The following is a 16,686-nucleotide window of genomic DNA, read 5'->3' as shown; positions in this document are numbered from 1 at the left end:
TACAGTCGGCGGCCATGTCTGCACGGACGCTGAGCGAAGCCGATTCGAAGGTGCTGCTGGCGGGGCACGGGGTGCCGTTCGCGCCGGAGCACGTGGTGGCGACGGCCGCCGAGGCCGTCGCGGCGGCGAGCGAGGTCGGGTTCCCCGTGGTCCTCAAGCTCAACGGCGACGCCATCGCCCACAAGACCGAGCGGGGGCTGGTGCGGCTCTCGCTGGCCGACGCCGCGGCCGTCGAGGCGGCGGCCGCGGAGCTGCTGGGCAGGGCGACGCCGGAGGACGGGCCGGTCGGCCTGCTGGTGGCGCCGATGCTGAAGGGCAACCGCGAGCTCATCGCCGGGCTGTCGACCGACCCGCAGTTCGGCACCACGGTCATGGTGGGGATCGGCGGCATCTTCGCCGAGGCCCTCGCCGACGTCAGCGTCCGCCCCGTGCCGGTGAGCGCCGTCGACGCCGCCGAGATGATCGACGACCTCGCCACCCAGGCCCTGCTGGGCGCCTTCCGGGGCGAGCCGGCCGTCGACCGGGATGCCCTGGCCGCCGTGATCCTCGGCCTCTCGGCCGCCGCCGAGGCCGACCCGAGCATCGCGTCGGCCGACCTCAACCCGCTGATCGTGGTCGACGGCACGCCGATCGCCGTCGACGCCCTCGTCGAGGTCGACCCGGACCGGGTGCCGGCCACGGCGACGTCCGCCGACGCCCGGCCCGCCACCGCCGGGTTTCGCGCCCTCTTCGACCCGAAGGGCGTGGTGGTCGCCGGAGCCTCCAGCCACCCCGGCAAGTTCGGCTTCGTCAGCCTCCACAACGTGCTGGCGGCGGGCTACGCCGGCGCGGTCGCGGCCACGAACCGCGAGCGGGCCGAGGTGCTCGGCATCCAGACGGTGGCCGACATCGCCGAGCTGCCGGACGATACCTTCGACCTGATCTTCGTGTGCACCCCGGCCTCGGTGAACCCCGACCTGCTCCGCGCCGCGGCGGCCAAGGGGATCACCGCGGCGTTCATCACCTCGGCCGGCTACGGCGAGGCCGGCGAGGCGGGCATCGCCGCCCAGGCCGACCTCGTGGCGCTGTGCGACGAGCTCGGCATCCTCCTCGCCGGTCCCAACGGCCAGGGCGTGGTGTCGACGCCGTCGAAGCTCTGCGCCCAGATCGTCGCTCCGTACCCGCCTGCCGGGAAGATCGGCGTCGCCTCCCAGTCCGGCAACTTCGTGTCGTCGTTCCAGAACTACGCCGTGCAGACCGGCGTCGGCATCAGCCGCGCCGTCTCGGCCGGCAACGCTGCGGCGGTCACCGTCGCGGACTTCCTCGACTTCTACGCCGACGACGCCGAGACCGCGGTGGGCCTGGCCTACGTCGAAGGCGTCCCGGACGGCCGGACCTTCCTCGCTCGCATGGCGACGGTGACCGAGCGCAAGCCGCTCGTGCTCGTCAAGGGCGGCGCCACCGCCGGCGGCCAGCAGGCCGCCGCCAGCCACACCGGCTCGCTCGCCACCGACGACCGGGTGTTCGACGGGGCGTGCCGCCAGGCCGGCATCACCCGCGCCGCCACGGTGGAGGAGGCCTTCGAAGCAGCAGCCACCTTCGCCACCCAGCCGATGCCCAAGGGCCCTCGGGTGGTGGTCATGACCACCGCCGGCGGCTGGGGCGTCGTGACGGCCGACGCCATCACGTCCAGTGACCTCGAGCTGCTCACCCTGCCCGAGGACCTCCTCGCCCTGATCGACGCCAAGCTCCCGCCGCGCTGGAGCAAGGGCAACCCGGTCGACCTCGCCGGCGGCGAGACCCGCGACACCATCCCCGAGGTGCTGGAGCTCATCGCCTCGCACCCCGACGTCGACGCGGTCATCCAGCTCGGGCTGGGCATCCAGGCCAACCAGGCCCGCCTCATGCGCAACGGCCCCTTCTACCCCGACCACGGGATCGAGCGGATCGTCGCCTACCACGAGCGCCAGGACGCCCGCTTCGCCCAGGCGGCCGCCGACATCTCCGACGCCACCGGCAAGCCGATCCTGCTCGCCACCGAGCTGGCCGTCGCCGACCCCGACAACGCCGGGCCGGCCACCGTCCGCGCCACCGGACGGCTCTGCTACCCGTCGGCCAACCGGGCCGTGACGGCGCTGGGCCACGCCTGGGAGCACGCCCGCTGGCGCCAGGCCCGCGGGCTGCCGGCCCACCCCCGCCCCTAGGGTCCCCCGATGCCCGCGGCGAAGCTCCACCCGTCCGCGCCGGTGGACGAGGGCGGCCGTCGCCTGCACCGCACTGGTCGCCGGTGCCGTCGTGCCGGGGCCGGCCGCCGGCGCCGGGGCCGCAGCGCCGGAGCCTGCGGCGTCGGCCCCCCTCGCTGCCCCGGCCCAGGCCGAGCCGAAGCCGGCGACGCCGGCCGAGCCGCTGGTGCCCGGGTCGGCCGACACCCTGAAGCGCGACCTCGACGCCGTCATGGCCTTCTCGCCGCCGGACACCTGCCTCAGCGTCCGGGTCGACGGCAAGGTCGCCTACCAGCACGACAGCGCGCAACCGCTGGTCCCGGCATCCACCGAGAAGCTGCTGACCGCCGAGGTCGCCCTCGACCAGCTGGGGGCCGACCACCGGTTCGACACCCGCGTCGTGGCCACGGGACCGGTGGCGGGCGGCGTGGTCCAAGGCGACCTGGTCCTGGTGGGCGGCGGCGACCCGACGCTCGTCACCGACGCCTACCGGCTGGTCCGCCGCATCGGCGACGACCAGCCCACCACCTCGTTCGACGCCCTTGCCTCGGAGGTCCGGGCCGCCGGCATCACCCGGGTGACCGGCCGCATCCTGGGCGACGAGAGCCGGTACGACAGCGTGCGCAGCGGCCCGAGCTGGCCCGCGCTACGAGGGCCAGGAGCAGTCCGGCCCACTGAGCGCCCTCGACCTGGACGACGGCTACACGCTGGCGTTCCCGCCTCTCGGCAGCGACGCCCCGGTCGAGCGCAACCGCTCGGCAGACCCGCCGCTCGACGCCGCCCGCGCCCTCAACGACCGGCTGCTGCTCGGGGGCGTGCAGATCGGCGCCCCCGCTGCGACGGGCGTCGCCCCCGCCGGGGCCGCCGAGGTGGCCAAGGTCAGCTCGAAGCCGCTGCTCGACATCGTCCACCAGATGCTGACCTACAGCGACAACCAGACCGCCGAGATGCTGGCCAAGGAGCTGGGAGCCGCGAAGGGCGGTGCCGGCACCACCGTCGCCGGCGCGGCGGTCATCGAGGCGCGGGCCGCCGCCCTCGGCGTCGGCACCGCCGGCGCCGACGTGGTCGACGGCTCCGGCCTCGACCCGGCGAACCGGGTGACGTGCGACGAGCTGGTCGGCGTCCTCGCGAAGAGCGGCGGCATCGACGGCACCCTCGGGCCCGGGCTCCCCGTCGCCGGTCGCACCGGAACCCTCGTCGCCCGGTTCCGCGGCAGCCCCGCCGAAGGGCGGCTGCGGGCCAAGACCGGCACCCTCAACACGGTCACCGCGCTCGCCGGCTTCGTGCCCCTCGACGGGGGCGGCACCATCACCTTCGCCTACGTGGCCAACGGCAAGCCGGTCGACGCCAGCGTGCTCGGTGCCCAGGACCTCCTCGCGCGTGCTCGGCTCCTACGTGCCGCCGTGCACCGACCAAGCGGCCGCCCCGCTGGTCGCGCCGATCGCTCCCTACGCTGCGCAGGTGGCCACGCTGTCGATGTTCCCGCTGCAGTCGGTCCTGCTGCCCGGCGCCGTCCTGCCCCTGCACGTGTTCGAGGACCGCTACAAGGCCCTGGTCGAGCGCTGCCTGGCAGCGGACGAGGACTTCGGCGTGGTGCTCATCTCCCGTGGGAGCGAGGTCGGCGGCGGCGAGCAGCGCACCGAGGTCGGCACCCGGGCCCACATCGTGCAGGCCGAGCAGACGGCCGACGGGCGCTGGGGCATCCTCGCCGTCGGCACCGGCCGCATCCGGGTCGACGGGTGGGACGACGACGCCCCGCACCCCGTCGCCCGGGTCTCCGACTGGCCCGACCCGCCGGCCGGCGCCGCGGTGGCCGACGCCCTGGCCGCCGGACGCGCCAGGGTGCGGCGCGTCCTGGCCCTGCACGCGGAGCTGGGCGACCCCGGTCCACCGGCCACCGTCGACCTGGAGCTGGGCGAACCGTCGCTCGACAGCCACCGCCTGGCCACCGTCGCCCCGCTCGGCGACCTCGACCGCCAGCAGCTCCTCGCGGCGCCCAGCATCGAGCAGCGCCTGGCCCGGCTGGACGTGCTGCTCGACGAGGACGAGCAGGTCAGCCGGGCCCGCCTCGCCGGCGGCTGAGCAGGCCCCCGGAGCCGTCCGACTACCCTGTGCGGCCTGAGCTGCGGGTTCTTGCGCGGGTGGGCGCAGGGCAGTAGCAAGGTCCGACCCAACCGCCTGGAGGCGATGTGGCACCAACGGGTGCGAAGAAGTCCGAGGAGAAGGGCACCGCCGAGGTCATCGCCGACCTCTGGCAGCTCGTCAAGGACTACGCCAAGCAGGAGACGGTCGACCCGCTCAAGTCGATCGGGCGGTTCCTCGCCTACGGCGTCCCGGGCGCCCTGCTGCTCGGCCTGGGCGTGCTGTTCGCCGCCCTCGCCATCCTGCGCGGGCTCCAGACCGAGACCGGGCCCCACCTCACCGGGAGCTGGAACTGGGTGCCCTACGCGGTCGCCCTCGTGGTCTCGGCCGTCGTGATCGCCCTGGCGGTGAAGGCCATCAGCAAGCCGTCGAAGTCCGCCAAGGCCCGTTCGTGAGCCCCACCGAAGCCAAGGGAGGCCGGCCTGTGGCCGAGCAAGAGAAGATCACCCGCGAGGACATCGAGTCGAAGTTCCGTGAGCTCACCGGCGACGTCGACGATCGCGCCGAGGCGGCCAAGACCACGGCGGTCACCGTCGGGGCCGTGGTCGCGGTGGCCGTGGTGCTCGGCGTCTTCCTCTTCGGACGGAGCCGAGGCCGCAAGAAGACCACCCTCATCGAGGTCCGGCGGTTCTGATGGCCCGGGGACGAGCGGCGAAGGGCAAGCGGGGCGGCGTGCTGCGCATCGCCGAGCGCGCCGGCATCAGCCGGGGCCTCTTCGGCGGCTCCAAGGGCTGGTTCTACGTCGGCACGGGCCTCTGGACCCTGCGGACCGTCCGCCGCATGGCCGAGCGCAAGCCCGAGCTGCTCCTGTCCGAGGAGCTCAAGCCCGGCCAGCGCCTGGTGATCGCCAACGGCCGGGCGACGCTCGACACCGTGCCCGGTGCGGCGGCGGCGGCCGGCTCGGGGCGCAAGGCCAAGGGCCGCAAGGCCCGCCGGGCCGCTCGCTGACGGAATCCGGCCCGGTGGTCGCCACCGGGCAGGATGGAGGGGTGCAGGTCAACCTCCGCAACCCCAACCGCACCCTCCAGTTCGACGGCCCGATGAGCATCGTGGCCCTGCTCCAGAAGCTGGAGCTGAACCGCGAGTCGGTCCTGGTGATCCGCGGCGGCACGCTCGTGCCGGGCGACGCCCTCCTGGCGGCCGACGACGTGGTGGAGATCCGCCCCGTCATCTCCGGGGGCGCAGCGTGAAGTGCAAGGTGTGCCGCGAGCCGGCGGTCATCGACATCCGCCGGCACAACGCCAACTTCTGCTCCGAGCACTTCCTGAAGCTGGTCCGTGACCAGACCGCCCGGGCCATCGGCGACTTCTCGATGCTGGCGCCGGACGAGCGGGTGCTCGTGGCCGTGTCGGGCGGCAAGGACAGCCTCGCCCTCTGGGACATCCTCGTGGAGCTGGGATACGAGGCCGACGGCTTCTACATCGGGCTCGGCATCGGCGGCTACAGCGACCGCTCCGGCGACCAGGTGCGGGCCTTCGCCGACCAGCGCGGGCTCAACCTCATCCAGGTCGACCTCCGCGACACCTACGGCTACGACGTGCCCACCGCCGCCGCGGTCACCAAGCGGGTGCCGTGCTCGGCGTGCGGCCTCTCGAAGCGGCACCTCTTCGACCGAGCGGCCCTGGAGGGGGCTACGCCGCGGTGGCCACCGGCCACAACCTCGACGACGAGGCCGCGGTGCTCTTCGGCAACACCCTCCGCTGGCAGAGCGAGTACCTCGCCCGCCAGCGCCCCGTCCTGCCCGCCCGCCCCGGCTTCCCCCGCAAGATCAAGCCCCTCGTGCGGCTCGGCGAACGGGAGATGGCGGCCTACTGCGTGCTGCGGGGGATCGACTACATCGTCGAGGAGTGCCCGATGGCCGTCGGCAACAAGCACATCGGGTACAAGGAGGCGCTCAACGAGATCGAGGCCACCTCGCCCGGCGCCAAGCAGGCGTTCTACTTCGGCTTCCTCGCCCGCGCCGTCGATCGCTTCGCCGATGCCACCCCGGAGCACGCCGAGGCCGGCGACACCGCGGCCTGCACCCGCTGCGGGGTGCCCACCACCTCCGAGATCTGCGCGTTCTGCCGCCTGCTCGAGAAGACCGAGGGCGCCGAGCCCGTGCACCTGACCATCAAGGGCAAGCGGGTCGACGCATGACCGCCCCCACCGAACCCGACCACGAGAGCACCGACGCACCCATGGACGACCCCACCAGCACCACCGCCGACGAGCCCGGGGCTCCCGCCCCCGACCCCGCACCTCAGGTGGAGGTCGAGGTGCCCGGACGCGCTCGTCGAGGTCGAGGGTGCCGAGGCCGGCACCGCCGCCCCGTCGCCCGCCTTGCCCGACCGCTCCTTCCGCGCCGACGAGCAGATCCTGCTCATCGACCGCAAGAAGCGCCGGTACCTCGTGACCCTGGCCGAGGGCGGCGAGTTCCACACCCACTCGGGGTTCATCCCGCACGACGACATCATCGGCAAGCCCGAGGGCGCCCCGCTGCGCTCCACCCGTGGCGCCACGTTCACCGCGTTCCGCCCCACGCTGAGCGACTTCGTGCTCAAGATGCCCCGCGGCGCCCAGGTCATCTATCCCAAGGACCTCGGCCCGATCCTGATGCTGGCCGACATCTTCCCCGGCGCACGGGTCCTGGAGTCCGGCGTGGGCTCCGGCGCCCTGTCCATGACGCTGCTGCGCGCCGGGGCCATCGTCACCGGCTACGAGATCCGGGCCGACTTCGCCGCCCGGGCCGTGAAGAACGTGCTGGCCTTCGGCGGACCCGAGCTGGCCGAGCACTACCGGGTCGAGGAGCGGGACTGCTACGAGGGCATCTCCGAGGAGAGCCTCGACCGCATCGTGCTCGACCTCCCGGAGCCCTGGCTGGTGGTCCCCCACGCCGAGACCGCCCTGCGCCCGGGCGGCATCCTCGTGGCCTACACGCCCACCATCATCCAGGCCGTGCAGCTCCGCGAGCGCATGGTCGAGAGCGGCTTCGAGCTGGCCGAGACCATCGAGGTCCTGCACCGGGGATGGAACATCGACGGCACGTCGGTCCGGCCCGACCACCGCATGGTCGCCCACACCGGCTTCCTCACCCACGCCCGCCTGCTGCCCGGCCAGTAGGCACGGGCAGGTCTGGCGCCACGCCGTGAACGGGCTCGACCTCGTCCTCGTCGTCCTCGCAGCGGCCGCGGCGGTCGGCGGGTACCGGCTGGGCTTCGTCACGCGCGCCACGTCCTGGCTGGGGATGCTGATCGGCATCGTGGCGGGCAGCCTGGCCCTGCCCTCGATCATCGACCGGCTCGACCAGCGGATCGACCGGGCCGACCTCGTGTTCGTGGCCGCCGGCGTGGTCATCGGCGGCGGGCTCCTCGGCCAGGCGCTCGGGCTCTTCGTCGGCTCTCGCCTGCACCTCGCCATCCCCGCCGGGCGAGCTCGGCGGGTCGACGCGGTGGTCGGCGCCGTGGCCGGCATCGTGGGCGTGGCGGTCACCGTGTGGCTGGTGGTCCCCGCCATGGCCGACGTCCCCGACTGGCCGGCCCGCCAGGCCCGGGGCTCGGTGGTGGTGCGCGCGGTCGACCGCATCTTCCCGGAGGCGCCCGACCCCAGCAAGAGCGTGCGCCGGCTCCTCGGCGACCGGTACCCGAGGGTCTTCGACGCCATGCGGCCGGCACCCGAGCTGGGCCCGCCCCCGGCGTCGGGCGGGCTGTCCGACGCCCTCACCGCGAAGGTCACCGCCTCCACCGTGCTCGTCGCCGGCCAGGCCTGCGACCAGATCCAGGAGGGGAGCGGCTTCGTGGTGGGCGACGACCTGGTGGCCACCAACGCCCACGTCGTGGCGGGGGAGTCCGAGACCGAGGTGGTGACCACCGACGGGCGCCGCCGCACCGGCAGCGTGGTGGCCTTCGACCCCGACCGCGACCTCGCCATCATCCACGTGGAGGGCCTCGACCGGCCCGCGCTCCCGCTGGGTGCCGCCGCCGAGGGCGACCGCGGCGCCGTGTTCGGCCACCCGGGCGGCGGCCCGCTGCGCCTGGCGCCGTTCGAGGTGGGCCAGCGCATCGACGCCACCGGCTCCGACATCTACGACAACCCCGGGGTCACCCGCCAGGTCCTGGTGCTCGCCGCCGCCCTGCGCCCGGGCGACTCGGGCTCGGCCCTGGTCTCTCCCGACGGCGACGTGGTGGGCGTGGCCTTCGCCATCGCCCCGGACCGCCCCGGGGTGGCCTACGCCCTCAGCACCCGCGAGCTGCAGGCGGTGTTGCGCACGGTGGGCACGGAGACCGTCTCCGCCGGCGGCTGCATCGGCTGACCGCCCCGCGCCGCCGGCCGGCTGCCGACGACGGGCTCGCCTCAGGGGCGAGCGCCGGACCGGACCGGTGCGCGACCGCGGCCCAAAACGACCGATGGGGCCCCGTAGGGCCCCATCCGGACGGCACGCAGGTGCTGCAAGCTCAGAGCTCGATGAAGATGCACTCGCCGGGGCACTCCTCGGCGGACTCGATCGTGGCCTCTTCCTGGCCGGCGGGCACCACGGCGAGGCCCTCGGGGCCACCCGGGTCGGAGAAGACCTTGGCGCCTTCCTTGACGTAGGCGAGGCCATCGTCGAGGAGGGTGAAGACGTCGGGGGCGATCTCCTCGCAGAGCCCGTCGCCGGTGCAGAGATCCTGGTCGATCCAGACCTTCATGGTGCGGTTGCCTCTTTCATCGGGTGGCGCCACCCTTCGTGGGTGGCCGTCGAGCCGTGGTTCGGATGGTAGCGGACCACCCCGGTGATCCGTGAACCCACCCGGGTGGCTCCCCGAGGTCGTCCGTCACCGCGGCGCACCGCCCCACCCCATCGGCCCCATCCCCTCGAACTTGTGGGCCCACACCGCCGTTTCCGGCAGCGTGGGCCCACAAGTTCGCCGGGGTGGGGTGGGCGGGGGCGGGCTCGGCGGCGGAGCTGTCGCGGGGGTGTTTCGCCGTCGTGAACCCTCAGAAGGGGTGGCGCGCACCCCGGGTGGGCGTGTGTAGCGTCGACCACGAGGCGCCACCGGCCCCGGCCGGCGGCACCGTCGCCCCGATCCCCGAGGAGGTGGTTCCCGTCAGCACCGACGAGTTCCAGCAGCGGTTGTCCGAGCAGGAGGCCGAGCTCGCCGAGCTCCGCGACACCGCCGGAGCCCTCGAAGAAGAGGTGGTCACGCTCCGCCGGCGCATCCAGGACGCGCCCAAGCGGGTGCGCACCCTCGAGGAGCGGTTGCTCGAGACGAAGGGCCAGCTCCAGCAGGCCGTGAGCCAGAACGAGAAGCTCACCTACACCCTCCGCGAGGCGCGCGACCACATCGCGGCGCTGCGCGAGGAGGTCGAGAAGCTCACCCAACCTCCCGCCGCCTACGGCACGGTCCTCGGCACCAACGACGACGGCACCGTCGACGTGCACGCCGGCGGCCGCAAGATGCGGGTGGCCGTCATGCCGGAGCTGGCCGACCAGCTCAACCAGGGCGACGAGGTCGCCCTCAACGAGAGCTTCAGCGTCATCCTCAACCGGGCCAACGACCGCACGGGCGAGGTGGTCACGGTCAAGGACGCCATGGGCGGCGGCCGGGCCCTCATCGTGGGCCGGGCCGACGACGAGCGGGTCTGCGAGCTGTCCGACGAGCTCATCGAGCTGGGCATCCGCGCCGGCGACACCGTCCTCATGGACGGCCGATCCGGCCTGCTCATCGAGAAGCTGGCCCGCCCCGAGGTCGAGGAGCTGGTCCTCGAGGAGGTGCCGGACATCTCCTACGACGACGTCGGCGGCCTCGACGGCCAGATCGAGCAGATCGCCGATGCGGTCGAGCTGCCGTTCGTGCACGCCGAGCTCTTCGCCGAGCACAAGCTGCCCGCCCCCAAGGGCATCCTCCTCTACGGCCCTCCCGGCTGCGGCAAGACCCTCATCGCCAAGGCGGTGGCCAACTCGCTGGCCAAGAAGGTCGCCCTCGTGTCCGGAGACGAGCACGCCAAGAGCTACTTCCTCAACATCAAGGGCCCGGAGCTGCTCAACAAGTACGTCGGCGAGACCGAGCGCCAGATCCGCCTGGTGTTCCAGCGGGCCCGGGAGAAGTCCGAGGAGGGCTGGCCGGTCATCGTCTTCTTCGACGAGATGGACTCGATGTTCCGGACCCGTGGCACCGGCATCTCCTCCGACATGGAGAGCACCATCGTCCCGCAGCTGCTGGCCGAGATCGACGGCGTCGAGACGCTGAAGAACGTGATCGTCATCGGCGCCTCGAACCGGGAGGACCTCATCGACCCGGCCATCCTGCGGCCCGGCCGGCTGGACGTGAAGATCAAGATCGAGCGGCCCAACGCCACGGCGGCGGCGCAGATCTTCTCCCGCTACCTCACCAGCGACCTGCCGCTGAGCGCGGCCGAGGTCGAGTCTCTGGGCGGGGGCGATCCCGAGAAGTGCGTGCGCTCGATCATCGAGGCCACCGTCGAGGAGATGTACCGCGACGACGAGGACAACCAGTTCCTCGAGGTCACGTACCAGAACGGCGACAAGGAGATCATGTTCTTCAAGGACTTCGCGTCCGGGGCCATGATCGAGAACATCGTCCGGCGCGCCAAGAAGCTGGCCATCAAGCGCCTCATCGGGGGCGGTCCTCGGGGCATCAAGACCTCCGACCTCATCGACTCCATCCACCAGGAGTACAAGGAGCACGAGGACCTGCCCAACACCACCAACCCGGACGACTGGGCCAAGATCTCGGGCAAGAAGGGCGAGCGGATCGTCTACATCCGCACGCTCATCAAGCGCCCGGACGAGGCCGAGCCGGAGGGTGGCCGGTCCATCGAGCGGGTGGCCACCGGCCAGTACCTCTAGGCCCCAGCGCCGGTCGCCTCTGCGCAGGGCACGGGTAGGGTCCGCCCATGGCCGTGCACAAGGTGATCGGGATCGAGACCGAGTTCGGGATCGTGCACCGCGGCGCGGGCGAGTCCAACCCGGTCACGGCATCGTCGATGCTGATCAACGCCTACCTGGGCGACCTGGCGCGGGCCCAGGAGGGCGGGCCGAAGGTCGGCTGGGACTTCGAGGACGAGTCGCCCGGCAACGACGCGCGGGGCCCCGCCGGACCGTCGTCGCCCCCGGAGGTCGAGACCCACCTGGTCAACGCGGTGCTCACCAACGGGGCCCGCTACTACGTCGACCACGCCCACCCCGAGTGCTCCACCCCCGAGTGCGCCGACGCCCGCAGCGTGGTGGTCTTCGACCGGGCGGCCGAGCAGATCCTGCAGCGCTCCATCGTGGCGGCCAACCGCCTCCTGCCCGAGGGCCAGGAGCTGGTCGTCCACAAGAACAACTCCGACGGCAAGGGCAACTCCTACGGCTGCCACGAGAACTACCTCATGGATCGCGCCGTCCCCTTCGGCAAGATCATCACCCATGCCACCGCCCACTTCATCAGCCGCCAGCTCTACACCGGGAGCGGGAAGATCGGCTCCGAGGCGCCGGGGCTGGGGATCAAGGACGTCCCCTTCCAGCTCACCCAGCGCGCCGACTTCTTCGAGGCCGAGGTCGGCCTCGAGACCACGCTGAAGCGGCCCATCATCAACACCCGTGACGAGCCCCACGCCGATGCCCAGAGGTACCGGCGGCTCCACGTCATCACCGGTGACGCCAACTGCTCCGAGACGGCCACCTTCCTGAAGGTGGGGGCCACCGCCTTCGTGCTCGCCATGGTCGAGGACGACGCCCTGCCCCGCACCTTCGCGTTCCGCAGCCCCGTCCAGGCCATGCGCCAGGTCTCCTACGACCTCGGCCTCCACCGGCCGCTCGAGCTGGTCGACGGCACCACCGTCACCGCGCTGGAGGTGCAGTGGGAGCTGCTCGACCGAGCCCGCAAGTGGGGCGAGGAGCGCGGGCTCGAGACCGTGGGCGGCGAGGTCGGCGCCCAGGTCCTCGACACCTGGGAGCAGGTCCTGACCGGCCTCGAGTCCGACCCGATGGCGCTGGCCGACCGGCTCGACTGGGTGGCGAAGTACCGCATCCTGAACGGCTACCGCGATCGCCACGGCGTCGGCTGGGACGACCCGCGGCTCGCCGCCCTCGCCCTCCAGTACCACGACGTGCGACCGGAGCGGTCGCTCTCGGCCCGCGCCGGCCTGGTCCGCCTCACCACCGACGACGAGGCCACGCGCGCCATGACCGACCCGCCCACCGACACCCGGGCCTACTTCCGCGGCCGCTGCCTCCAGCGCTGGGCCGACCAGGTGGTGGCGGCCAACTGGGACTCGATCGTGTTCGACGTGGGGGAGGACTCGCTGCGTCGCGTGCCGATGATGGAACCATTGCGCGGGACGCGCGCCCACGTCGGTACCTTGGTGGACGAAAGCGCCACTCCAGCCGAGCTCCTGGCCCGGCTGAGCGGCGCCTGACACGGAGGGTCCCAGATGGCTGAACAGGAACAGAAGCGCAAGGTCGCCCCCGCCCGGAAGGCCGAAGAGGTCGCCGAGGCCCCGGTCAACACCGAGACCGGCGAGAAGCTGAAGTCCGAGATCGACGACCTCCTCGACGAGATCGACGAGGTCCTGGAGTCCAACGCCGAGGACTTCGTCCGCTCCTACGTCCAGAAGGGCGGCGAGTAGCCGCCTCGGCCCTTCGCCAGAGACCGGGCGCGGCGCGCCGAGGAGCCGGGGTCGGGGGCGGGTGGCGGTCCGGTACCCTCGGCCGCGTGCAGATCCCGACCTTCTCTCCCGGCGACGACCCGGGCCCGGACTTCGCAGCGCTGCTGCGTCGCCAGGGCCTCGTCCCCGCCGCACCGTCCGGTCCCGTGAGCGCCGCCGGATCGATCACCCACGGCACCACGGTGGTGGCCATCCGCTACGCCGACGGCGTCGTCATGGCTGGCGACCGCCGGGCCACGTCGGGGAACTTCATCAGCCACCGGTCGATCGAGAAGGTCTTCGCCGCCGATCGCTGGTCGGGCGTGGCCATCGCCGGTGCCGCCGGCCCCGCCATGGAGATGGTGAAGCTGTTCCAGCTGCAGTTGGAGCACTACGAGAAGGTCGAGGGCGGCGCCCTCTCGCTGGAGGGCAAGGCCAACCAGCTCTCGCAGATGGTCCGCAACCACCTGCCCGCCGCCATGCAGGGCCTGGCCGTCGTGCCGCTCTTCGCCGGCTACGACACGCGGCGCGAGGCCGGGCGGCTCTTCCAGTACGACGTCACGGGCGGCCGGTACGAGGAGAACGACTACGCCACCTCCGGCTCGGGCGGCCTGCACGCCGCCACGGTCGTGAAGCTCGGCTTCGCCGAAGGCCTCGACAGCGGGGCCACCATCGACCTGGCCCTGAAGGCGCTGGTCACCGCGGCCGACGAGGACTCCGCCACGGGCGGCCCCGACCCGGTGCGCGGCATCTGGCCGGTGGTGGCCACCATCGACGCCGTCGGCTTCACCCGGGTCCCCGACGCCGACCTCGCGTCGGCCTACGCCCGCCTGGTCGCCGGCACCGAGGACAGCACCGGGGCGAGCGTCGCCTGATGCGCCCCCGCACCGCCCGCCCCTCCCTCTCCACCGCCGGAGCCCTCCGATGAGCATGCCCTTCTACGTCGCCCCCGAGCAGGTCATGAAGGACCGCGCCGACTACGCCCGGAAGGGCATCTCGCGCGGCCGCAGCCTGGTGGCCGCCATCTGCGTGGAGGGGATCGTCGTGTGCGCCGAGAACCCGTCGAGCACGCTGCGGAAGGTCTCCGAGATCTACGACCGCATCGCCTTCGCCGGCGTCGGCAAGTACAACGAGTTCGACCAGCTCCGCATCTCCGGCGTCCGCGCCGCCGACCTCAAGGGCTACTCGTTCAGCCGGGAGGACGTCGACGCCCGCAGCCTGGCCAACCAGTACGCCCAGATCCTCGGCCAGGTCTTCACCCACGAGATGAAGCCGCTCGAGGTCGAGATCCTGGTGGCCGAGGTGGGCGCCGAGGCCGCCGAGGACCAGCTCTTCCACCTGCTCTACGACGGCACCGTGATCGACGAGACGGCCTTCGCCGTGCTCGGCGGCGACGCCGAGACGGTGGCCGAGCGGGTCAAGGCCGGCCTGGGCGACGGGCCCGACCTGGGCACCGCCCTGCGCGTGGCGGCGTCGGCCCTCTCCGGCCCGGACCGCACCCTGGTGGCCGCCGACCTGGAGGTCGCCCTGCTCGACCGCGCCGCGGCCCGCCGTTGCTTCCGCCGCCTGGACGACGCCGAGGTCTCGGTGGCCCTCGCCGTCGAGCCACCGGCGCTGCCCGGCGCCGACGCCCCGGTCGAGGACGCCGCTCCGGACGCCCCGGCGACGGACGAGCCGGCCTGAGCCGAAGGGCCGTGCGCACCTCGCTCGCCGCGTTGGCGCTCGCCGCCGCCCTCGTGGCGGCGGCGTGCACCAGCGGAACGGGCTCCGAGGCCGCGCCGAGCTCGACCACCCGCCTCGCCACCACCACCACGACCACCGACGGCCACCCCGCCGACGCCGTGCCGATCGACCGCTGGGCCACGGGGTTCTGCTCGGCGTTCGGCGCGTGGTCGGTGAAGGTCGCCCAGGCCGGAGCAGGGGTGGCGGGCAGCGTCGACCCGGGCGACGTCCCCGGCGCCAAGGCCGCCATCGAGGACCTCTTCGCCCGGGCCGAGCGCGACACCGATGCCCTCCTCGCCGAGCTCCGCCGCGGCGGCGTGCCCGACGTCGTCGACGGCGACGCGCTGGTCGACGACCTGGCCGATCGCTTCACCGACTACCGCCAGGCCATCGCCGATGCCGGCAAGACCGCAGCTGCGCTGCCCACCGACGACGCCGACGCGTTCCAGCGCCAGGTGGCGGCCCTGGTCAGCGGCGTGGAGGCGCAGCTGACCGAGGTGGGCCGCTCGTTCGAGCGCATCGACGCCAAGTACCCCTCGCCCGAGCTGCGCGCCGCACTCGAAGCGCGCTGCTCGTCCTGACCGGGTGATCGCCGACGCCGCCGCACCGGGTGGCATCGCAGGGGCGCGGCCCGCCGGTACGGTGACGCCGTGGAACGCCGCATCTTCGGTCTCGAGAACGAGTACGGCGTCACCTGCACCTCTCGGGGCCAGCGCCGCCTGAGCCCGGACGAGGTGGCCCGATACCTGTTCCGCCGGGTGGTGTCCTGGGGCCGCAGCTCCAACGTCTTCCTGGCCAACGGCGCCCGCCTCTACCTCGACGTCGGCAGCCACCCCGAGTACGCCACCCCCGAGTGCGACTCCGTGCGGGAGCTGGTCATCCACGACAAGGCCGGCGAGCGGATCCTCGAGCAGCTCCTGGTGAGCGCCGAGCAGCGCCTCCACGAGGAGGGCATCCGGGGCACCATCTACCTCTTCAAGAACAACACCGACTCGGCGGGCAACTCCTACGGCTGCCACGAGAACTACCTCACCAGCCGCCGCGACGACTTCGGCCACTACGCCGAGGTGCTGATCCCGTTCCTGGTGAGCCGGCAGATCTACGCCGGCGCCGGCAAGGTCCTCCAGACCGCCCGCGGCGCCATGTTCTCCATCAGCCAGCGGGCCGAGCACATCTGGGAGGGCGTCTCCAGCGCCACCACCCGGTCCCGCCCGATCATCAACACCCGGGACGAGCCCCACGCCGACGCCGAGCGGTTCCGGCGGCTGCACGTCATCGTGGGCGACTCCAACATGAGCGAGCAGGCCACGTTCCTCAAGGTCGGGGCCACCAGCCTGCTGCTGCGCATGCTCGAGGAGCCCAACGTGGTCCTGCGGGACATGACGTTGGAGAACCCCATCCGGGCCATCCGCGAGATCAGCCACGACATCACCTGCACCCGCCGGGTGCGGCTGGCCAACGGCCGCGAGGTCTCGGCGCTCGACATCCAGAGCGAGTACCTCTCTCGCGCCATCCGCTACGCCGAGACCCGGGGCCTCAGCCCCGAGGAGAAGATGGCGCTCGGCGCGTGGGAGCACGCCATCACCACCATCGAGCGAGACCCGCTGTCACTCGATCGGGAGTGCGACTGGGTGATCAAGCACAACCTGATCGAGCAGTACCGGGACCGCCACGACCTGCCCCTGAGCGATCCCCGCGTGGCGCTGGTCGACCTGCAGTACCACGACATCAACCGCGACCGTGGCCTCTTCTACCGGCTGCAGGACCGCGGCATGGTCGACCGGGTGTGCGACGACGACGAGATCGACCTGGCCACCGACCAGCCGCCGCAGACCACCCGGGCCCGCCTGCGCGGCGAGTTCATCCGGAAGGCCAAGGAGAAGAAGCGGGACTACACGGTCGACTGGGTGCACCTGAAGCTCAACGACCAGGCCCAGCGCACCGTGCTGTGCAAGGACCCGTTCAAGGCCCACGACGAGCGGGTCGAGAAGCTCATCGCCTCGCTGTGACG

At 72.8% G+C, this 16,686-nt stretch carries 17 protein-coding genes and 3 pseudogenes; 19 read left to right on the top strand and 1 reads right to left on the bottom strand.

Translation table 11 applies throughout. From position 1 onward, the window contains the following. The first annotated feature begins 14 nt into the window (after positions 1-14). From KSP35_RS04365 to KSP35_RS04315, 12 genes and pseudogenes are all read left to right on the top strand, one after another. On the top strand, positions 15-2,183 hold the full coding sequence (locus tag KSP35_RS04365; RefSeq protein ID WP_216999250.1) for an acetate--CoA ligase family protein: 2,169 nt from the start codon (positions 15-17) through the stop codon (positions 2,181-2,183). Between the two features lie 250 nt (positions 2,184-2,433). Then, a pseudogene (locus KSP35_RS25595) lies at positions 2,434-2,784 on the top strand (D-alanyl-D-alanine carboxypeptidase); the annotation flags it as partial. Between the two features lie 91 nt (positions 2,785-2,875). Then, positions 2,876-3,541: pseudogene (gene dacB, locus KSP35_RS25590) on the top strand (D-alanyl-D-alanine carboxypeptidase/D-alanyl-D-alanine-endopeptidase); the annotation flags it as partial. Positions 3,542-3,662: 121 nt separating this feature from the next. After that, on the top strand, positions 3,663-4,283 hold the full coding sequence (locus tag KSP35_RS04350; RefSeq protein WP_216999248.1) for an LON peptidase substrate-binding domain-containing protein: 621 nt from the start codon (positions 3,663-3,665) through the stop codon (positions 4,281-4,283). Positions 4,284-4,390: 107 nt separating this feature from the next. Further along, positions 4,391-4,738 (top strand): hypothetical protein, encoded by a 348-nt coding sequence (locus KSP35_RS04345; RefSeq protein WP_216999246.1) that lies wholly within the window; start codon positions 4,391-4,393, stop codon positions 4,736-4,738. Positions 4,739-4,767: 29 nt separating this feature from the next. Continuing rightward, complete coding sequence (locus tag KSP35_RS04340; protein WP_216999244.1) at positions 4,768-4,977, top strand: hypothetical protein; 210 nt, start codon at positions 4,768-4,770, stop codon at positions 4,975-4,977. Then, entirely contained in the window at positions 4,977-5,291 is a 315-nt protein-coding gene (locus tag KSP35_RS04335) for a hypothetical protein (RefSeq protein WP_216999241.1), read from the top strand. Before KSP35_RS04340 ends, KSP35_RS04335 begins: the two co-directional genes overlap by 1 nt. A 41-nt stretch (positions 5,292-5,332) precedes the next feature. Continuing rightward, positions 5,333-5,533, top strand: coding sequence for a MoaD/ThiS family protein (locus KSP35_RS04330; RefSeq protein WP_216999240.1), 201 nt, complete (start codon positions 5,333-5,335; stop codon positions 5,531-5,533). Next, positions 5,530-5,574, top strand: a pseudogene (locus KSP35_RS25585) (hypothetical protein); the annotation flags it as partial. The gene KSP35_RS04330 and the pseudogene KSP35_RS25585, both read left to right, overlap by 4 nt. A 350-nt stretch (positions 5,575-5,924) precedes the next feature. Further along, complete coding sequence (locus KSP35_RS23985) at positions 5,925-6,482, top strand: hypothetical protein (RefSeq protein WP_254126985.1); 558 nt, start codon at positions 5,925-5,927, stop codon at positions 6,480-6,482. Positions 6,483-6,665: 183 nt separating this feature from the next. Then, positions 6,666-7,445: a tRNA (adenine-N1)-methyltransferase gene (locus tag KSP35_RS04320; RefSeq protein WP_216999239.1), complete on the top strand. Its 780-nt coding sequence runs from the start codon at positions 6,666-6,668 to the stop codon at positions 7,443-7,445. Positions 7,446-7,470: 25 nt separating this feature from the next. Beyond that, positions 7,471-8,634, top strand: a complete 1,164-nt coding sequence (locus tag KSP35_RS04315; protein WP_216999238.1) for a MarP family serine protease — start codon at positions 7,471-7,473, stop codon at positions 8,632-8,634. 142 nt (positions 8,635-8,776) lie between these two features. On the opposite strand, the gene KSP35_RS04310 is transcribed toward KSP35_RS04315, so the two are convergent. Beyond that, a complete protein-coding gene (locus KSP35_RS04310; RefSeq protein ID WP_216999237.1) occupies positions 8,777-9,010 on the bottom strand; it encodes a ferredoxin in 234 nt (77 codons plus the stop codon). Positions 9,011-9,435: 425 nt separating this feature from the next. Between KSP35_RS04310 and arc the strand changes: the two genes are divergently transcribed. From arc to pafA, 7 genes are all read left to right on the top strand, one after another. Beyond that, entirely contained in the window at positions 9,436-11,172 is a 1,737-nt protein-coding gene (arc, locus tag KSP35_RS04305; protein WP_217002115.1) for a proteasome ATPase, read from the top strand. Positions 11,173-11,219: 47 nt separating this feature from the next. After that, complete coding sequence (gene dop, locus KSP35_RS04300; protein ID WP_216999236.1) at positions 11,220-12,725, top strand: depupylase/deamidase Dop; 1,506 nt, start codon at positions 11,220-11,222, stop codon at positions 12,723-12,725. A 15-nt stretch (positions 12,726-12,740) separates the two neighbouring features. Then, positions 12,741-12,935 carry a ubiquitin-like protein Pup gene (locus KSP35_RS04295; protein ID WP_216999235.1) on the top strand — a complete coding sequence of 65 codons (195 nt, stop codon included), beginning with the start codon at positions 12,741-12,743 and terminating at the stop codon, positions 12,933-12,935. An 86-nt stretch (positions 12,936-13,021) separates the two neighbouring features. Next, positions 13,022-13,828, top strand: a complete 807-nt coding sequence (gene prcB, locus KSP35_RS04290; RefSeq protein WP_216999234.1) for a proteasome subunit beta — start codon at positions 13,022-13,024, stop codon at positions 13,826-13,828. Positions 13,829-13,877: 49 nt separating this feature from the next. Beyond that, positions 13,878-14,636: a proteasome subunit alpha gene (prcA, locus tag KSP35_RS04285; protein ID WP_216999233.1), complete on the top strand. Its 759-nt coding sequence runs from the start codon at positions 13,878-13,880 to the stop codon at positions 14,634-14,636. Between the two features lie 11 nt (positions 14,637-14,647). Beyond that, positions 14,648-15,256 carry a hypothetical protein gene (locus KSP35_RS04280; RefSeq protein ID WP_216999224.1) on the top strand — a complete coding sequence of 203 codons (609 nt, stop codon included), beginning with the start codon at positions 14,648-14,650 and terminating at the stop codon, positions 15,254-15,256. Positions 15,257-15,325: 69 nt separating this feature from the next. Continuing rightward, the gene (gene pafA, locus KSP35_RS04275) at positions 15,326-16,684 is read left to right on the top strand and encodes a Pup--protein ligase (protein ID WP_216999222.1); all 1,359 of its coding nucleotides are present in this window, start codon (positions 15,326-15,328) and stop codon (positions 16,682-16,684) included. The last annotated feature ends 2 nt before the right edge of the window (positions 16,685-16,686 follow it).

It is taken from the genome of Aquihabitans sp. G128 (assembly GCF_019048865.1).
Lineage (GTDB): Bacteria > Actinomycetota > Acidimicrobiia > Acidimicrobiales > Iamiaceae > Aquihabitans.
Note: the sequence above shows the minus strand (reverse complement) of the source record. Positions and strands in the feature narration are given on the sequence as shown.

What these genes read in the sequence shown, in the direction of transcription:
- KSP35_RS04365 (WP_216999250.1), top strand. Translation starts at nt 15, where the DNA reads ATGTCTGCACGGACGCTGAGCGAAGCCGATTCGAAGGTGCTGCTGGCG.
- KSP35_RS04335 (WP_216999241.1), top strand. Translation starts at nt 4,977, where the DNA reads ATGGCCCGGGGACGAGCGGCGAAGGGCAAGCGGGGCGGCGTGCTGCGC.
- KSP35_RS04310 (WP_216999237.1), bottom strand. Translation starts at nt 9,010, where the DNA reads ATGAAGGTCTGGATCGACCAGGATCTCTGCACCGGCGACGGGCTCTGC.
- dop (WP_216999236.1), top strand. Translation starts at nt 11,220, where the DNA reads ATGGCCGTGCACAAGGTGATCGGGATCGAGACCGAGTTCGGGATCGTG.
- KSP35_RS04295 (WP_216999235.1), top strand. Translation starts at nt 12,741, where the DNA reads ATGGCTGAACAGGAACAGAAGCGCAAGGTCGCCCCCGCCCGGAAGGCC.
- prcA (WP_216999233.1), top strand. Translation starts at nt 13,878, where the DNA reads ATGAGCATGCCCTTCTACGTCGCCCCCGAGCAGGTCATGAAGGACCGC.